16 protein-coding genes are annotated in these 13,577 nt (G+C 45.8%); 6 read left to right on the top strand and 10 right to left on the bottom strand.

Annotation, left to right across the window (positions count from 1 at the left end; translation table 11 throughout):
- Positions 1-4 precede the first annotated feature (4 nt).
- Genes R7Q41_RS00210 through R7Q41_RS00200 form a run of 3 tightly spaced genes read right to left on the bottom strand, consistent with a single transcriptional unit; the run spans position 5 to position 1,635 of the window.
- Positions 5-625 (bottom strand): HAD-IB family hydrolase, encoded by a 621-nt coding sequence (locus tag R7Q41_RS00210; RefSeq protein WP_258658528.1) that lies wholly within the window; start codon positions 623-625, stop codon positions 5-7.
- Between the two features lie 38 nt (positions 626-663).
- Positions 664-975, bottom strand: coding sequence for a cupin domain-containing protein (locus R7Q41_RS00205; protein WP_005383281.1), 312 nt, complete (start codon positions 973-975; stop codon positions 664-666).
- Between the two features lie 9 nt (positions 976-984).
- On the bottom strand, positions 985-1,635 hold the full coding sequence (locus R7Q41_RS00200; protein WP_005383283.1) for a Qnr family pentapeptide repeat protein: 651 nt from the start codon (positions 1,633-1,635) through the stop codon (positions 985-987).
- Positions 1,636-2,130: 495 nt separating this feature from the next.
- Here R7Q41_RS00200 and ompW point away from each other — a divergent pair, with 495 nt between their 5' ends.
- The 3 genes from ompW to R7Q41_RS00185 all read left to right on the top strand — a co-directional run bounded on the left by ompW (position 2,131) and on the right by R7Q41_RS00185 (position 5,502).
- The gene (ompW, locus tag R7Q41_RS00195) at positions 2,131-2,775 is read left to right on the top strand and encodes an outer membrane protein OmpW (RefSeq protein WP_025768755.1); all 645 of its coding nucleotides are present in this window, start codon (positions 2,131-2,133) and stop codon (positions 2,773-2,775) included.
- A gap of 214 nt (positions 2,776-2,989) precedes the next feature.
- Positions 2,990-4,015: an HlyD family secretion protein gene (locus tag R7Q41_RS00190; protein WP_258658533.1), complete on the top strand. Its 1,026-nt coding sequence runs from the start codon at positions 2,990-2,992 to the stop codon at positions 4,013-4,015.
- Positions 4,012-5,502 carry an MDR family MFS transporter gene (locus R7Q41_RS00185; RefSeq protein ID WP_017634371.1) on the top strand — a complete coding sequence of 497 codons (1,491 nt, stop codon included), beginning with the start codon at positions 4,012-4,014 and terminating at the stop codon, positions 5,500-5,502. The genes R7Q41_RS00190 and R7Q41_RS00185 overlap by 4 nt, the downstream gene beginning before the upstream one ends.
- 96 nt (positions 5,503-5,598) lie before the next feature.
- On the opposite strand, the gene R7Q41_RS00180 is transcribed toward R7Q41_RS00185, so the two are convergent.
- On the bottom strand, positions 5,599-5,844 hold the full coding sequence (locus tag R7Q41_RS00180; RefSeq protein WP_005374351.1) for a Rho-binding antiterminator: 246 nt from the start codon (positions 5,842-5,844) through the stop codon (positions 5,599-5,601).
- A 181-nt stretch (positions 5,845-6,025) separates the two neighbouring features.
- On the opposite strand from R7Q41_RS00180, the gene R7Q41_RS00175 reads away from it, so the two are divergent.
- Positions 6,026-7,162, top strand: coding sequence for an MBL fold metallo-hydrolase (locus R7Q41_RS00175; protein WP_318108706.1), 1,137 nt, complete (start codon positions 6,026-6,028; stop codon positions 7,160-7,162).
- 77 nt (positions 7,163-7,239) lie between these two features.
- Here R7Q41_RS00175 and R7Q41_RS00170 read toward each other — a convergent pair whose 3' ends face one another.
- From R7Q41_RS00170 to R7Q41_RS00150, 5 genes are all read right to left on the bottom strand, one after another.
- Positions 7,240-7,665, bottom strand: coding sequence for a VOC family protein (locus R7Q41_RS00170; protein WP_017821017.1), 426 nt, complete (start codon positions 7,663-7,665; stop codon positions 7,240-7,242).
- 174 nt (positions 7,666-7,839) lie between these two features.
- Entirely contained in the window at positions 7,840-8,325 is a 486-nt protein-coding gene (locus tag R7Q41_RS00165; RefSeq protein ID WP_025768760.1) for a VOC family protein, read from the bottom strand.
- A gap of 139 nt (positions 8,326-8,464) precedes the next feature.
- Positions 8,465-8,794: a DUF4144 domain-containing protein gene (locus tag R7Q41_RS00160; protein ID WP_017634368.1), complete on the bottom strand. Its 330-nt coding sequence runs from the start codon at positions 8,792-8,794 to the stop codon at positions 8,465-8,467.
- Positions 8,795-8,818: 24 nt separating this feature from the next.
- Positions 8,819-9,355 carry a DUF924 family protein gene (locus R7Q41_RS00155; RefSeq protein WP_170889900.1) on the bottom strand — a complete coding sequence of 179 codons (537 nt, stop codon included), beginning with the start codon at positions 9,353-9,355 and terminating at the stop codon, positions 8,819-8,821.
- Between the two features lie 69 nt (positions 9,356-9,424).
- Positions 9,425-11,272: a M3 family metallopeptidase gene (locus tag R7Q41_RS00150; protein ID WP_206959548.1), complete on the bottom strand. Its 1,848-nt coding sequence runs from the start codon at positions 11,270-11,272 to the stop codon at positions 9,425-9,427.
- Between the two features lie 276 nt (positions 11,273-11,548).
- Here R7Q41_RS00150 and R7Q41_RS00145 point away from each other — a divergent pair, with 276 nt between their 5' ends.
- Positions 11,549-11,911: a hypothetical protein gene (locus R7Q41_RS00145; protein WP_017634365.1), complete on the top strand. Its 363-nt coding sequence runs from the start codon at positions 11,549-11,551 to the stop codon at positions 11,909-11,911.
- Positions 11,912-11,982: 71 nt separating this feature from the next.
- On the opposite strand, the gene R7Q41_RS00140 is transcribed toward R7Q41_RS00145, so the two are convergent.
- Positions 11,983-12,156 (bottom strand): hypothetical protein, encoded by a 174-nt coding sequence (locus R7Q41_RS00140; protein WP_005374332.1) that lies wholly within the window; start codon positions 12,154-12,156, stop codon positions 11,983-11,985.
- Positions 12,157-12,390: 234 nt separating this feature from the next.
- Between R7Q41_RS00140 and R7Q41_RS00135 the strand changes: the two genes are divergently transcribed.
- Entirely contained in the window at positions 12,391-13,533 is a 1,143-nt protein-coding gene (locus R7Q41_RS00135) for a sugar diacid recognition domain-containing protein (RefSeq protein WP_080996223.1), read from the top strand.
- Positions 13,534-13,577 lie beyond the last annotated feature (44 nt).

Here is a 13,577-nt window from a genome sequence, read left to right as displayed (position 1 = left end):
ATCGTTATTCGCTTGCTCTCCACTCGCTCCAGTTGAGCATCGCGTAGTCTGCCAGTTTGAGCATCGGAATGTCTTCGTGTGTATCACCGTAGGCATAAACAGACGCAAACTCGTCGAGCGAAAACGCCGCCTTAACGCGTGAGACTTTTCTTTCTAAACTGCAATCACCTTGCTGGTAAAAGCCACTCAGTTTTGGCTGTTCTGAGATCAGTTCACTGCACAGCAAGTGGTAACCGTTCGCTTCACACCAAGGCTTGAGATACGCATTGAGTGATGCCGACACCACCACAATGGTATCGCTTCTGTGTTGATGCCACGCCAACCTTTCCATTGCTTCTGGCCGTAAGTACAGCGGGATCACTTCGTGGGCAAACTGAGCGCCAATCGCTTCAATTTTCTGCGTTTCTTTCCCTGAAAATGCAATAAAACTGCTGAGTGGGCGCATAACACGAGCGGGTAACACTCCGAGTTTGTACAGCGCATAAAATGGCATGATAGCGACCTTTCCTACTCGTTTGCGCAGGCCATAAGCAGAATAGTGGAGGAAAAGGCTAAACATATCCTCTCGGGTGATGGTGCCATCAAAATCAAACAGTGCCAGTGACGGCTTAGTAGTATCGAGCAAACTCAGCGCCTATTTTTGGGTTTAAGATCGTTTTGTGTTTATTGATAAAACACCGCCAACCAGATGGTTTCTTGCGTTGGGTCAGTCCAGCTCACTTTGTGTTTGGTATGAGCTGGAATCGTAACGTGATCGCCTGCCTCAAGTCGTTGCACTACACCTGATTCAAAAGTCAGCTCTCCAGCTCCTTTAAGAACCAAGACCCATTCATGTTCTTCTTGATCGTACCAGCCACTTTCGGGCGAGGTTTGCCCCGTTGAGACAATGCGTTCTATACGCAGGTTTTTGTGGGTCAGCAGGTCTTCGAACACTTCCTCGTCGAGGTTATTCGGTAAGTCTTTAAACAGGTTCATGGCCTTTCCTTAGAGAATGATCAGTCCAAAAGGCGCAAGCAATTGCTCTTGTTGCCAATCACAAATTTTAACACCAAACAGAGAAACGCGGCGAACATCCAGCCCGTCTAGTTCGACATGAGTCAGATCACATTGCTCAACGTTAAAGGTTCCCCATTGTTCTGGCGAGAATTCGCAGCGAGATAAATCCGAGCCTTTGAGAGTTGCCCCTGCGAGGTTCGCACCGTTCCAACGGTTTTCAAAGAGGTCACATTTTTCTAGTAACACTCGTTCGAAGTTACAGTAGGTGAGGTTGCAGCCAGTAATAAAAGCAGAACAGAAAAACATGGTGTTACTGATGCGATTAGCAAAGTTCGCACCTTGGAAGTTTGCCCCTTTGAGATCGCACTTACGCAGCTCCAAGCCCATACAATTTGCGCCGTTAAACAGGCTCATCGCCAACATACAGTTCGTAAAGCTGGCGTCTTTTAAGTTCGCGAAGCGAAAACTACACCCTTCTAGCGCTTTGGATTCGATAAAGCGACAGTCGATGAACTTAGCATCGCGCAGATCGGCATGGTCGAAACAGCACATATAAAAGTGGCAGTTTTTAAAGGTAGCATTCTGAAAATCGTGATGAGAAAAGTTTTCTCGTTCAAAAATGAGATCGGTTTTTAACATGTCTTCTCCTTAGCTGCGAGCAGACTAGCACTCCAAGTGACTGATTTTCCATAAAAATAACTTCTTGTATTTCAGTGTTTTACAAACCCCTCAAATCGCGATTTTAAGGGGTCAAACGAGCTTTTTAAGTGGGTGTTTTTTTGAAAATAGAAGAAGTAGAGGACGAAAAAAGTTTTTACTGGCTACGAGCCTTAACGAGAGGATTCGCATTTATGGGTATGCATGGCAACTCACACGCACAGTTTGCATTACAGAATTGTATCCTATTTGCATAATTTGTTGATCAATATGGCGTTTCTCCATACAAAAAACCTATATTTTTCACAAATTGATTTCCATCAAAATAGTAGGGTTTCTATGTGCTAGATTGCGCACAGCTCAAAAAGATATAGATACCCGTGTGCTTCAAGGCGCTGAGTTTACTTGAAATCTCAGATCAGTTAGCAGGCACCCCTTTGGGTACGACATAACGAAGCCCTACGAAAGGAAATAAAAATGAAAAAAACAATCTGCAGTCTAGCAGTGGTTGCTGCACTCGTGTCACCAAGTGTTTTCGCTCATAAACAAGGTGACTTCGTTCTTCGTGTTGGTGCGGCGTCTGTCGTTCCAAATGACAGCAGCGATAAGATTCTTGGTTCTCAAGAAGAATTGAAAGTGGATTCAAATACGCAGCTTGGTTTGACGTTTGGCTACATGTTTACAGACAACATCAGTTTAGAGCTTCTAGCAGCAACACCATTCAGCCACGATATTTCAACAGACTTGTTAGGTCTTGGTGATATCGCGGACACCAAACACCTTCCACCAACGCTTATGGTGCAGTACTACTTTGGCGAGCCACAAAGTAAGTTCCGTCCATACGTTGGTGCAGGTCTCAACTACACCATGTTCTTTGATGAGGGCTTCAATAGCACGGGTAAAGGCGCTGGTCTTTCAGATCTTAAGTTGGATGACTCATTCGGTCTAGCAGCGAATATTGGTGTGGACTACATGATCAACGATCAATGGTTCCTCAACGCCGCTGCGTGGTACGCAAACATTGAAACAGAAGCAACTTACAAAGCAGGTGGAGTGAAGCAAAAAACCGACGTCAAAATTAACCCTTGGGTATTTATGATCAGCGGCGGTTACAAGTTCTAAGAAAAACCAGTAGTTACACGCACATTACTATTATTGGCATGACTTTGGGGGCGGTTACGGGGACTGCCCCTCTTTTTTATCCTCGTTCTGATTGCGCATCATTTACTCCACTTAGCAACATGCAAAATTGGATCTTTACCTTGCAGATCATTTTATTGTCGGAAGATCGAAAAGTCCTACACTGATCACATAATTGAACAAGTGGACAATATAAATGAGCGACGACATCGCAAAGCATTCTTCCTCCAGATCTAAGCTGGTAAAAACTCTTTTCTTTACTCTCTGTGTTATCGCATTTGGTGCGATGTATTGGTCTTGGCAGTATTCAGACAGTCACCCAAGCACGGAAGATGCCTACGTTAGGGCAAAAATTTTGTCGGTAGCGCCTCAGGTAAAAGGCCAAGTGGTTTCCGCGGATGTCAAAGACTTCCAATCTGTTAATAAAGGTGACCTACTGCTGAAGATAGATTCACGCCCATATTTGTTGGCAGTGAAGCAAGCAAAAGCGGCATACCAATTGGCGGTCCAGCAACATGACGTTGCCGATAAGCAGGTAACTGAAGCCGTTGCGGGCTTAGATGCGGCGCGCTCTAACCTGACAGAAGCGCAAGTAGAATACAAACGTACGGATTCCTTGGTGAAACGCAAACTGGCGTCGGACCAAGATTTAGATACGGCAAAAAACAAACTAGCCAATGCCCAAGCGAGCCTGGAGCAAGCGCGCGCGACGGTAGAAAAAGCCATTGCGAACCGTGGTGAAGAAGGCGTAGAGGCTGCGGTCGTTCAACAAGCGGCAGCACAGTTAGCGCAAGCGGAGCTGAACTTGAGCTACACCGACATTACGTCACCAGTGGATGGCATTGCCGGTGAAATCAATACGCACGTAGGCTCGGTCGTTAGCGTGGGTCAAACGTTGTTCCCTGTGATTTTAAAAGACAGCTATTGGGTACGCGCGAACTTTAAAGAAACCGATCTTACTCATATTAAACCTGGCATGCATGCGGATGTGGTGATTGATATGTACCCAGACGTGGTGTGGAAAGCAACGGTAGAACAGCTGTCGCCTGCGAGTGGTACATCGTTCTCTTTGATGCCACCAGAAAACGCAACGGGCAACTGGGTTAAAATCAAACAGCGTTTCCCTGTACGTTTGGCATTAGAAGTACCAGCCGATGCGCCGCAACTTCGCGTGGGTGCGAGCTCAGAAGTCACCATTGATTTGCAAAGTAGCGTGCAATGAGCCATCAAATTACGGCAGACAAGCGGGGGATTGCCACCGTCGCCGTGATGCTTTCTGCCATCATGGTGTTAATCGATATGACCGTTGCGAACGTGTCGCTATCGCACATGATGGGCGCGTTGGGCGCAACGGCAGACCAAATTACGTGGGTGCTGACGGGTTACAGCATGGCGGAAGCGATCTTCATTCCGATGACCAGTTTCTGGGTGTCGCGCTTTGGTGAACGCAAAGTCATGCTGGTTGCCGTGGTCGGTTTTGTGATTGCCAGTGCGCTTTGTGGGCAAGCACAGTCTCTTGAAGAGATGGTGCTATTTCGCATTATCCAAGGCGCTTTCGGCGCGTCGGTGATTCCATTGGCGCAGTCGACGTTAGTGCAGATTTATCCGTATGAACAAAAAGGCAAAGCGATGGCGATTTTCTCCATCGGCATTTTGCTTGGTCCTATTTTGGGCCCAGTTGTGGGTGGTGTGATCACCGACAACATTAACTGGCGCTGGATTTTTTACATCAACTTGCCATTCGGTTTGATCTGTACCTCTTTGATTTATCGCTATATCCACATCGACAACAAATCCAAACCTAACTTTGACTGGTGGATCATCGGTTACATGGCGTTAGGTGTGGGCGCGTTGCAGTTTGTGTTGGATAAAGGGAATGAAGAAGACTGGCTCGACTCACGCATGATTCAGACGGCGATATTGCTCGCAGTCATGGGATTGGTGATGTGGATCTATCGCAGTTGGAAAACCAAAAGTCCAATAGCGCCATTGTGGCTGCTGAAAGACCGAAACCTTATGGTCTCGTCATTGATGATTGCCGTGGTGTCGATGGCGATGTTTGGCCTGACGACTCAACAACCAATGCTGTTGGAAAGCTTGCTGGATTATCCGGTCTCAACCACTGGTTTATTAATGGCACCGCGTGGGTTGGCGTCAGCGGCGATGTTGATTTTGGTGATTAAGCTCAATCCGCAATTCGATCCCAGAATCAAAATAGTCTTTGGCTTGAGCTGCATCGGGATTGGTAGCTATTTGATGACGCAGTACTCACTGCAGATCGATACATTTTGGATTGTGATGCCGAGTATGATTCAGGGGATGGGGCTTGGTTTAACCTTCTCGACGCTATCCACCTTGGCGTATTTAACGATTCCGAAAGAGCAATCTGTTGCGGCGGCGAGTATTTACAATCTGTTCCGTACCATTGGTAGCTCGTTTGGTATTTCTATCGCCACCACGTTCCAATATCGTGATAGTCAGCAGCAATGGCATGCGCTGGGAGAGGGTATTAATCCTTATAATCCTAACTTGCATGACTGGGCGGCCAATCAGGGGCTTTCTATTACCGACCCGGTTGCGTTAGACCAATACCAACAGATGTTGCAGCAGCAATCGCAAATGGTCGCGTTTGTGCACACCTTCCAGCTTGTGGGAGTGATGTTCGTGATCATGATGCCGATGCTGGTTTTCATTCGGTCGCGTGAATAACATGAAGTTCCGGTGAATAGTGTAAGAGAACGCCTCTCAAGTTGTGTCAGCTTGAGAGGCGTTTTTTATTGGACAGTGCCAGTGAAAGAAGGACGTTTACTCAAATGTCACTTCGTCAAAATGCGGATTGGTTTTGAGCGCGCGCATTGCGACTAATTGTTCAGTCGGGAAGGCGGTGTGCTCACCATCCATATCTAAAAACAAGCACTCTTGTCGCTGCATGTCGTAGCCTGTGTCGAACGCGTTGCCCTGATGAGTTTCACCATTTTTTAGTGTGATCTCGATAGGGAGCTTAAACATACAGGCGATTTCAATAAAATCGTATTGGCTGCAAGTCACCATAGCTTTCTCCTTTCAAACCGACGCAGTATTCAGAAGGTTTGAGAACCGCTTCCTTAATATAGAAAACGTTTGATTGAAACTGAATCTTCATCTTACACCTCATTTTGGTCACGAAATAGACATACACGCACGTTTTAATAAACCTACTGTTGAGCGTTCGCAAGCGAGACAAAACTACGATATGTCTGAAACGATACTTAAGCGCACATACCTAACGAGTGAACAAAAGACACAAAAGCCAAGTTCACTGATTTCCCCTCAAACCTACCATGCGCAGTTGGCGCACCGTGTTCACCACTCGCCTCAATTTGAAAACGGCCGCGTTAAAAACGAGATGCCAAATATCCCTAGCCCGCAATCATTCTGGCAGGTGTGTTGGAGCTATCTTGGTGGTAGAACGCCATTGAGTCCTAACGAACATCTGCCACATTTCCCAATTCAACCTACGCAGTTTGCGCAGAGAAGTGAATCGATGCGCGTTACTTGGCTGGGCCATTCCACCATGCTGGTGGAGGTCGATGGCATTCGAATTCTGACTGATCCGGTATTTGATTACGCTTCTCCGTTCATCGCAAAAGCGTGGTTTGAACGCAATATTCCCAATACCCATGCCAGAGATTGTTTGCCGATTCCTGAAATTATCGTGATTTCGCACGATCATTACGACCATTTAGAAGCATCGACCATACGTTTCTACGCCGATAAACCCGTGACTTTTTATGTACCCTTAGGGGTTGGCAAGCATCTGATAAAGTGGGGCGTTTGCGCAGACAACATCGTGGAATTCGATTGGTGGGATAGCGTGCACTATGCCGGAATCGAACTGATTTGTACGCCTGCTAACCATAATTCGGGTCGTACTTATTTCGATAAAAACTCGACCCTGTGGGCTTCTTGGGTCATCAAAGGCAAAGAAGAGACGCTCTATTTTAGTGGCGATTCAGCTTACGATTCGCACTTTTCCGAGATCGCACTGCGATGTGGACCAATCGACATTGCCTGTTTGGAAGTGGCTGCTGATGTGAAAGGCCAAGGTTATCCGGTCGAAAACTGGGGGCACATGCAGGCTCATCATACCGTGCAAGCGTTTCGCGATTTAAATGCGAAAAAACTGTTGCCCGTGCATTGGGCTACATACGAGCTATTTACTCACCGCTGGGACGAACCGATTTTAGATTTGCTTACCCATTGTCAAAAAGAACATATAACGCTGCTGACGCCAATGCCGGGGGAGAGTTTTTACGTTCATAAAAAACAGATAAATAAACAATGGTGGCGAGAAAAAGAAACAGGTGAGCCAGATATAATTTTGACTTAATAATATGTTCTTACTTCAATAATTATTTTAGAAGTTAACCTTGTTATTTTCAGAATATAACAAGGTTTTTTACTCGCTTACTCATCAATCACTTGAGGTTTTAACTCGACGACATTTCCTTCCGGATCATGAATATAGAGTGAGCGACCGAATCCTTGTGCGCCGTAGCGTTTCGCAAACTCTTCGGTTTCAATGCCGTTCGAACGCAGATATTCCAGTAATTCATCCTCGGAAAAAGGCGCCAATTGCAGGCAAAAATGGTCAATATTACGACCATTTTGAACTGGTGGCTTTCCGCCGAGTTGGCCCAATTCGCTGTCTACCGTCACTACATCAATCAATGCGTTACCTGCCCTAAGTTGAGTTAAACCAAGTTCCGTTACTTCGCGCTCGACAGGGCAGCCCAAAATGTCTCGATAGAAATGCAACATAGCATCGAGGTTACAGGTCCTTAAAACAACATGATCAAGCGCTTTGATGGCGATTGGATTTTTGGTGGGCATGCTTCACTCCTTTTTGCATTGTGTTGAGGTAAGTATAAAGTGACCTTAAAAGTGGTGAGAGAAATGATCAAATTCCAGATGTTTTTTTGCTAGAGCGAGTGCAGAAACACTGCAACTCAAAGCAAACAAAAAAGGCTAGCGTATTGCTAGCCTTTTGGGATATGGATGGGGCTATTACTCGTAATCAGAAGCGTAAGTTTCTTCGTAAGAGTGTGAGTAAAGCTCGAATAGGTTGCCGAATGGGTCTTCTAGGTAAACCATTTTCGCAGGCTTATTATCGTCTTCTGGGTGGTAACGCATGATGTCCATGCGAACTTTGCCACCTAGTGCTTCGGTGCGTTTGATAGCACCTTCAAAATCGTCTGTCTGTAAACAGAAATGGAAGATACCGATGCGAGAAAAATCCACTTCATGGCGCTCTTGACGTTCTTTCATTTCGAATAACTCAAGGCCGATGCCATCACTTGTCACAAGGTGCGCAATGTTGAAGCCTTTAAAGCCTTCCCCAAAGACCGCAATACACATTCTGCCAATTGCCGTTTCGCGTTCTTCAATCACTTTCGTGTTGCCCATAACGACTTTTAGACCTAGCGCTTGCGTGTAAAACTCAACCGCTTTGTCCATATCTCCGACCATAATACCGACATGATTCATTTTCATTTGTTTGCTCCCAACATGTGTGTTTGAACGTTGTCTTGTTTCGATGTGGGAGAGTATATGGCGTGATGTTGATTACATGAAATTATCATAAATTATAAAAATGATAATTTTATTTAATGATTTGCGCGTTGGGATTGAGTTAGTGAGCTAAGGCCTCAACAGCTTGCCTCACCGAGGTGAAATGAATCTTGATAATGCACCGTTGCGCGAGGCTGAATTCATGCGATTGGATTAATGACGTAACCTCTTCTACGGAAAGCGTTCGTTCTTTTAGATGTAAAAGAGTGGTGTTCGAACCATTGTTTTTCAATTCAAACGTGTTGCCATTTGAGTCGATAACGTAATCATCTTGCCCAAAAATGAGGGCTTCGCATTCAGAGTCTAAGTCGGACTGGGAATGCGTGTAGATCAGCTCATCGTCGCCGTCTAGTTTTAGCAAGCATGGCCAACATACTGCGTGGTCTCTCATGGTTAACTCATTATTCATTGTTATTTAGAAACTTGACCCAGGTTGTTGCAAAAACGCTAACTCTTCGGGAGTGCTCTTTCTTCCTAATATCGCATTGCGATGAGGATAGCGCCCAAACTGGTCGATGATGGCTTTGTGTTTTAGCTCAAAATCGTAGTTATTTTCAAGCCTTGATGCGCGGAACAATTTTTCAGCTTCGACATGAATGAGGCGAGATTCGCTGTGCATAAACGGCATGTACAAAAAACTTAGCTGCTCAGGCGCTAATTCTTTGTCGTGACCTAACCGAATTGCCTCTTGAGCCAATGCTAATGCGAGTGGGTCTTGTGCAAACGCTTTTGGGGTGTTGCGATACACATTACGTGAAAACTGGTCGAGGACGATGATTTCGGCCAATCGTCCTTGTGCGCTGTCACGCCAATTAAACAGTTCACAACGAGCGGCTTGTTCTAATACCGAGGCAAATCGCGATGTAATACGCTTGTCCAGTTCTGGGTTGTTTTCAAACCAATTTTGGGGCGATAGCTCCTCGAACCAAAATTTGATGACTTCTTGGTACATGGATCTTCCTTCCTATTGCATTAGCTAAAGAATAAAAAGCCAGAAGGCGAGCTCCTGGCTTTCTGCGTGTTATCGACCGTAAGTCTCTACGATGTAACGTTCAAAATCGTCACACATTTGTTCGTCAGAGATGGCGTTGCTTGCCAGCTCTTTACTGCCGTCGACGACTTTAATCGCGGCGTTCAGTGAAGCGACTGGTACTCGCTCTCGCGTCGCAAGTGAGTCGATTTTCTTCTGCTGCACTTCCCATGCCTGTTCTGGCGACAGGTTACACACGTCTGCAAGGTATTTGGCATTGAAGCCTTCGCCAGTCAGGCTGACAATGGTTTCGTTGTGCGACAAGTGATTGCCTGCGTGCCAGTAGTGTTTTGCCAGCAGTGGGCCAATTTCTGGGTTATCCGTCAGGTAACCAAACTTCTCAAGGAAGTATGCACGGGTCTGATACACCGCCATGTGCGCGAGTAGATAACCTTGATACGCACACGCCGCTTCGTCGGATAGCAAATGTGGAATCGCCATCAGTGGGCGAGGGCTGCATTCCAAACCAAGGATCTGTTTTTCACAATCGCGAGCCAGCTTAGTGATGCGTTCTGGCGTTAACTCGTCATCGCTCAGTTGATATAACGCGCGTTCAAAGTACGGCACAACCAAGATGCTACGTTCTTCATAAGCTTTGAATGGCTGACGACTGTTGATCATCGCTTGAATGATCTCATCAGGAACAGAATTCCCTTCATCATCCAGTGCGTACTGTTTTAGCCAATCGGCATCGGTTAACAGGCTATCACAGAACATCGACTGAGTTTCTGCATAAGCCATTGACGTCGGCGAAAACTCCTGCGAGAAACAAGGCGCGTTCATTTTTACGTTCGCAAAGTGTGCTGCGTGGCCGCCTTCGTGGAACAGCGTGTTAATGCCATCGTAGCCACTGCCCACTTGGTCTGGTTTGGCATTACTGGTGAAGTTCACCTGTGCTGCGACCCATTCGCCTTGATTATAGAAAGAAGGGATAGGGCCGTGGCAGAACCCGTTCGGGTACTTACCTTTGCGATCTAGTAAATCCAGCGTTAGCGTCGCGCCAGAGTAATCAATATTTAGGCGACCAAATGATTCTACCCAGCGTCTCAGAGATTTTGAGAACGGCACGTATGGGTCAAGGTCACGCATAACGTTACCCGCGAATGAGTAAACAAAGTTGTAGCCTGCTAGTGCGCTTGCGCCTTTCTCTTTCGCCAAGTTTTCTAAGCTGTTTAGGTGCGCATCTCGCGTGCGTTGTTCGAAATCTTCCAAAATCTCGAATAGCTGCTCAGTGCTCATCTTTTCCGTTTTTTGCACGGAGTAATCAAAGAAAGTCGCATAACCCAGTGAGCGAGCGAACTGGTTGCGCAGTTTGATCAGTTCAATAAAGCCGTTTTGCAGTAGCCATTGTTCAAGGTTCAGCAACGCTTGATGAGCCGATTGGCGAACTTCTTCATGATTGCTGGTGCGAATGGTTGAGCTTAATACTGGAAGTGAACCTTCTACTTGCTCGCCGTTCTCATCGGTAAATGTTTGTACGTGGTTCTGTTTTTTCTCGAAGAACTCAGCTTCAAAGGCAATGAGCTGATTTTTCAACGCTTGTGCTTTTTCGCCCTCGATAGCGTGAGATTCAAACATCGCCAGCCAACCAGATAGACCCGTAATGGTTTGTTGTTTCTCTTGTGGGTCGGTAATTGAGTCCGCGGCTTCAAGCTGTTGTTTGATGGCAGTAATTTGCTCGGCGTTGCTTAAAAAGCTTGTCCATGCCGTTTGTGCTTGCGTCGAGCCATCATGGTCATCGCTGATCCCCATGTAAGTTTCCCAAAAGAAATCTTCTTTGGTGCGGTGAATCGCAAGGTAACGTTGATTGAGGTCGTTGAGGTAATCCGTTGCGGTCATTTTGATCCTTCAAATGGTTTCGTTATGTAGACAGTTGATTATTGCACGCTTGGTCGCGAGAAAGGAACGCTAATCTCATTTGTCGATTTTGCATCGCGTAAAGGTGATTTTACTATTTGTTTACATTTGGGTGGGTTAATAGGAGTTCTGAGCTTGCAGTGTTAAGACTGGTATGGAGTTTACAGTTTATTAAGTAATTAATCTGCGGTGCGCTATCGATGATCCTTATCAGGTGTAATAAGATTTCCATATCGTGGCGATACAGTTGGAAACGATATGATAAATAAGACAAAAGTTACGTTATTGGCGGTAGGTACGATTTTAGTTGGATGTTCCACAGTCGCGCCACCAAGAAATGATGCGGTTGAAAGCATTCAACAAAAGTGTTCTGTGATTTTAAGCAATGATGTTGCGGGCGACCAGCGCTGGCAGACGTACAACGGCTTGCTTGTAGAATATGCCGTGCATGGCGTTAAGAGCCAGGCACAACTGGAACGTTTTGAAGCGTTTGTGCAGAGAGTGCAAGATGATGAGTCTGGACAGTTAGTTACAGAGTTGATTGAGGTCACCGACTGGGGATGCTCAAACGGCAATTATCTTGAAGAGATGAGCTTGTTTATTCAAGAAGTTCAAAAGTAAAAAAACCGAGCGTTAAGTCGCTCGGCTTTTCTGTTTGTGGAACGCTTTTGTACGCTGGTTCGCCAGGACGTTTACTCCTCTGGATACTCGCCCATACCTTGCGTTTTACCTTCCGCTTTCCAATGCTCTCCAGGAGCAAATGCTTCATCGCATAAATCTACGGTGTAGCCCATTTCTGTGATTTCCTTCAAAGTGAGGTTATCAGCAATATTTGCAACTTCCCCCGATTTATTCCGTAACTCCATGTTGATCTCTCCTCTGTAGGTAGACGAGTGGCATCAATGCACAGTGAAGAATGCATTGGTAACCTTTGTTCTAAGTATATAACCCTCTGCTAAAAATGAAGGTTTAATCCTCTTTTTAAGTGTGGTTAATTGGATAATGCTTTGAGCTGCTTCCGTTATTTAGAACCGCAGCATCGCGATAGTTTGCCATTTGTGATTTATTGAGTGATTAAACGGTCAATTTGGAAACTCGAAATGGTGATTCTCGACCACGCTTTAGCACAACAAATTGTTGATCGAACCATGTCCATCATTGGTCACAATGTGAATGTGATGAACTCGGCAGGCATCATCATTGGCAGTGGCGACCCTAAACGTGTTGGGCAAGTGCATGATGGCGCGGTACTGGCGCTGAATCATGGCGATTCGTTAGAGCTTAATGAGCAGCAATGTTTGACGTTGCAGGGTGTCAAACCCGGTATCAATATGTTGTTGAAATTACATGGTGACGTGGTCGGTATTGTTGGTGTCACAGGCGAGCCGGAGAAAATCCGAGATTTTGCCAAACTGGTTAAAATGACCGCTGAATTGACAATCGAGCAAGCCGCGCTGGTGGAAAAATTTCAGTGGGACAGACGTCATCGCGAAGAGTTTATTCTGGCTTGGATCAATGGGAAATTGACCGATGAAGAGCTGAAAGATTGGGCGATGCGTCTTTATATCGATGTTACTCAACCACGGGTGGCAACGGTGATTGAAGTCTCGACGCCGTCGGCCTCAAAAAGCATGAAGAGTGTGCGCAATATTGTTGAACTGCTTGAATACCCAGAGCGTAACAACCTAGTTGCGATTGTCTCGGTGAATGAAATTGTGGTGTTGAAACCGTGTCATTCCGCCAAGCAGTGGGATAGCCAAGTTGAAAGTGAGCGCATTGATAAGTTGATGTCGCGTTTAAGCGATCACGATTCGCATACGTTTCACATTGCGCTAGGGCAGCTGTTTAATGAGCCTAAAGATGTCGCGTTGTCATACCAAAGCGCGAAGCAGGTATTAGCCATTGGCAAGCAGTTCTACCCAGAGAAACGTAAGTACCTGTTCGATGAACTTCGTTTGCCTGTTTTGTTAGCGCCGTTGGCGGATATTTGGCAAGGTGAACAAATTATTGATGGTGTGAAACGGTTGAAAGAGAAAGACAAATCTGGGCAATTATTGAAAACCCTAGATGCACTGTTTGAATGCAATGGCAATGTAACAGAATGCTCTAAAATGCTGTTTATTCACCGGAACACTCTGCGCTATCGGTTAGAGAAAATCACCGAGATAACAGGGCTACCAACAACCAATTTTGTGGGGTTAGCGGAGCTTTATATTGCGACTCGGCTCTCAAAAATGTCGTGATGTTGTGCATTTGCACAATACGCGTTATTTTTTGACCACATCAT

Source organism: Vibrio sp. 2096, from assembly GCF_033339595.1.
GTDB classification, from domain to species: Bacteria; Pseudomonadota; Gammaproteobacteria; order Enterobacterales; family Vibrionaceae; genus Vibrio; species Vibrio alginolyticus.
This window is presented reverse-complemented; position numbering and strand designations above follow the sequence as displayed.

Coding starts and splice junctions, on each gene's coding strand:
- R7Q41_RS00200 (WP_005383283.1), bottom strand. CDS start 1,635: ATGTTAAAAACCGATCTCATTTTTGAACGAGAAAACTTTTCTCATCAC.
- R7Q41_RS00175 (WP_318108706.1), top strand. CDS start 6,026: ATGTCTGAAACGATACTTAAGCGCACATACCTAACGAGTGAACAAAAG.
- R7Q41_RS00185 (WP_017634371.1), top strand. CDS start 4,012: ATGAGCCATCAAATTACGGCAGACAAGCGGGGGATTGCCACCGTCGCC.
- R7Q41_RS00160 (WP_017634368.1), bottom strand. CDS start 8,794: ATGAGAGACCACGCAGTATGTTGGCCATGCTTGCTAAAACTAGACGGC.
- R7Q41_RS00180 (WP_005374351.1), bottom strand. CDS start 5,844: ATGGTGACTTGCAGCCAATACGATTTTATTGAAATCGCCTGTATGTTT.
- R7Q41_RS00165 (WP_025768760.1), bottom strand. CDS start 8,325: ATGAAAATGAATCATGTCGGTATTATGGTCGGAGATATGGACAAAGCG.
- R7Q41_RS00140 (WP_005374332.1), bottom strand. CDS start 12,156: ATGGAGTTACGGAATAAATCGGGGGAAGTTGCAAATATTGCTGATAAC.
- R7Q41_RS00145 (WP_017634365.1), top strand. CDS start 11,549: ATGATAAATAAGACAAAAGTTACGTTATTGGCGGTAGGTACGATTTTA.
- R7Q41_RS00155 (WP_170889900.1), bottom strand. CDS start 9,355: ATGTACCAAGAAGTCATCAAATTTTGGTTCGAGGAGCTATCGCCCCAA.
- R7Q41_RS00205 (WP_005383281.1), bottom strand. CDS start 975: ATGAACCTGTTTAAAGACTTACCGAATAACCTCGACGAGGAAGTGTTC.
- R7Q41_RS00150 (WP_206959548.1), bottom strand. CDS start 11,272: ATGACCGCAACGGATTACCTCAACGACCTCAATCAACGTTACCTTGCG.
- ompW (WP_025768755.1), top strand. CDS start 2,131: ATGAAAAAAACAATCTGCAGTCTAGCAGTGGTTGCTGCACTCGTGTCA.
- R7Q41_RS00170 (WP_017821017.1), bottom strand. CDS start 7,665: ATGCCCACCAAAAATCCAATCGCCATCAAAGCGCTTGATCATGTTGTT.
- R7Q41_RS00135 (WP_080996223.1), top strand. CDS start 12,391: ATGGTGATTCTCGACCACGCTTTAGCACAACAAATTGTTGATCGAACC.
- R7Q41_RS00190 (WP_258658533.1), top strand. CDS start 2,990: ATGAGCGACGACATCGCAAAGCATTCTTCCTCCAGATCTAAGCTGGTA.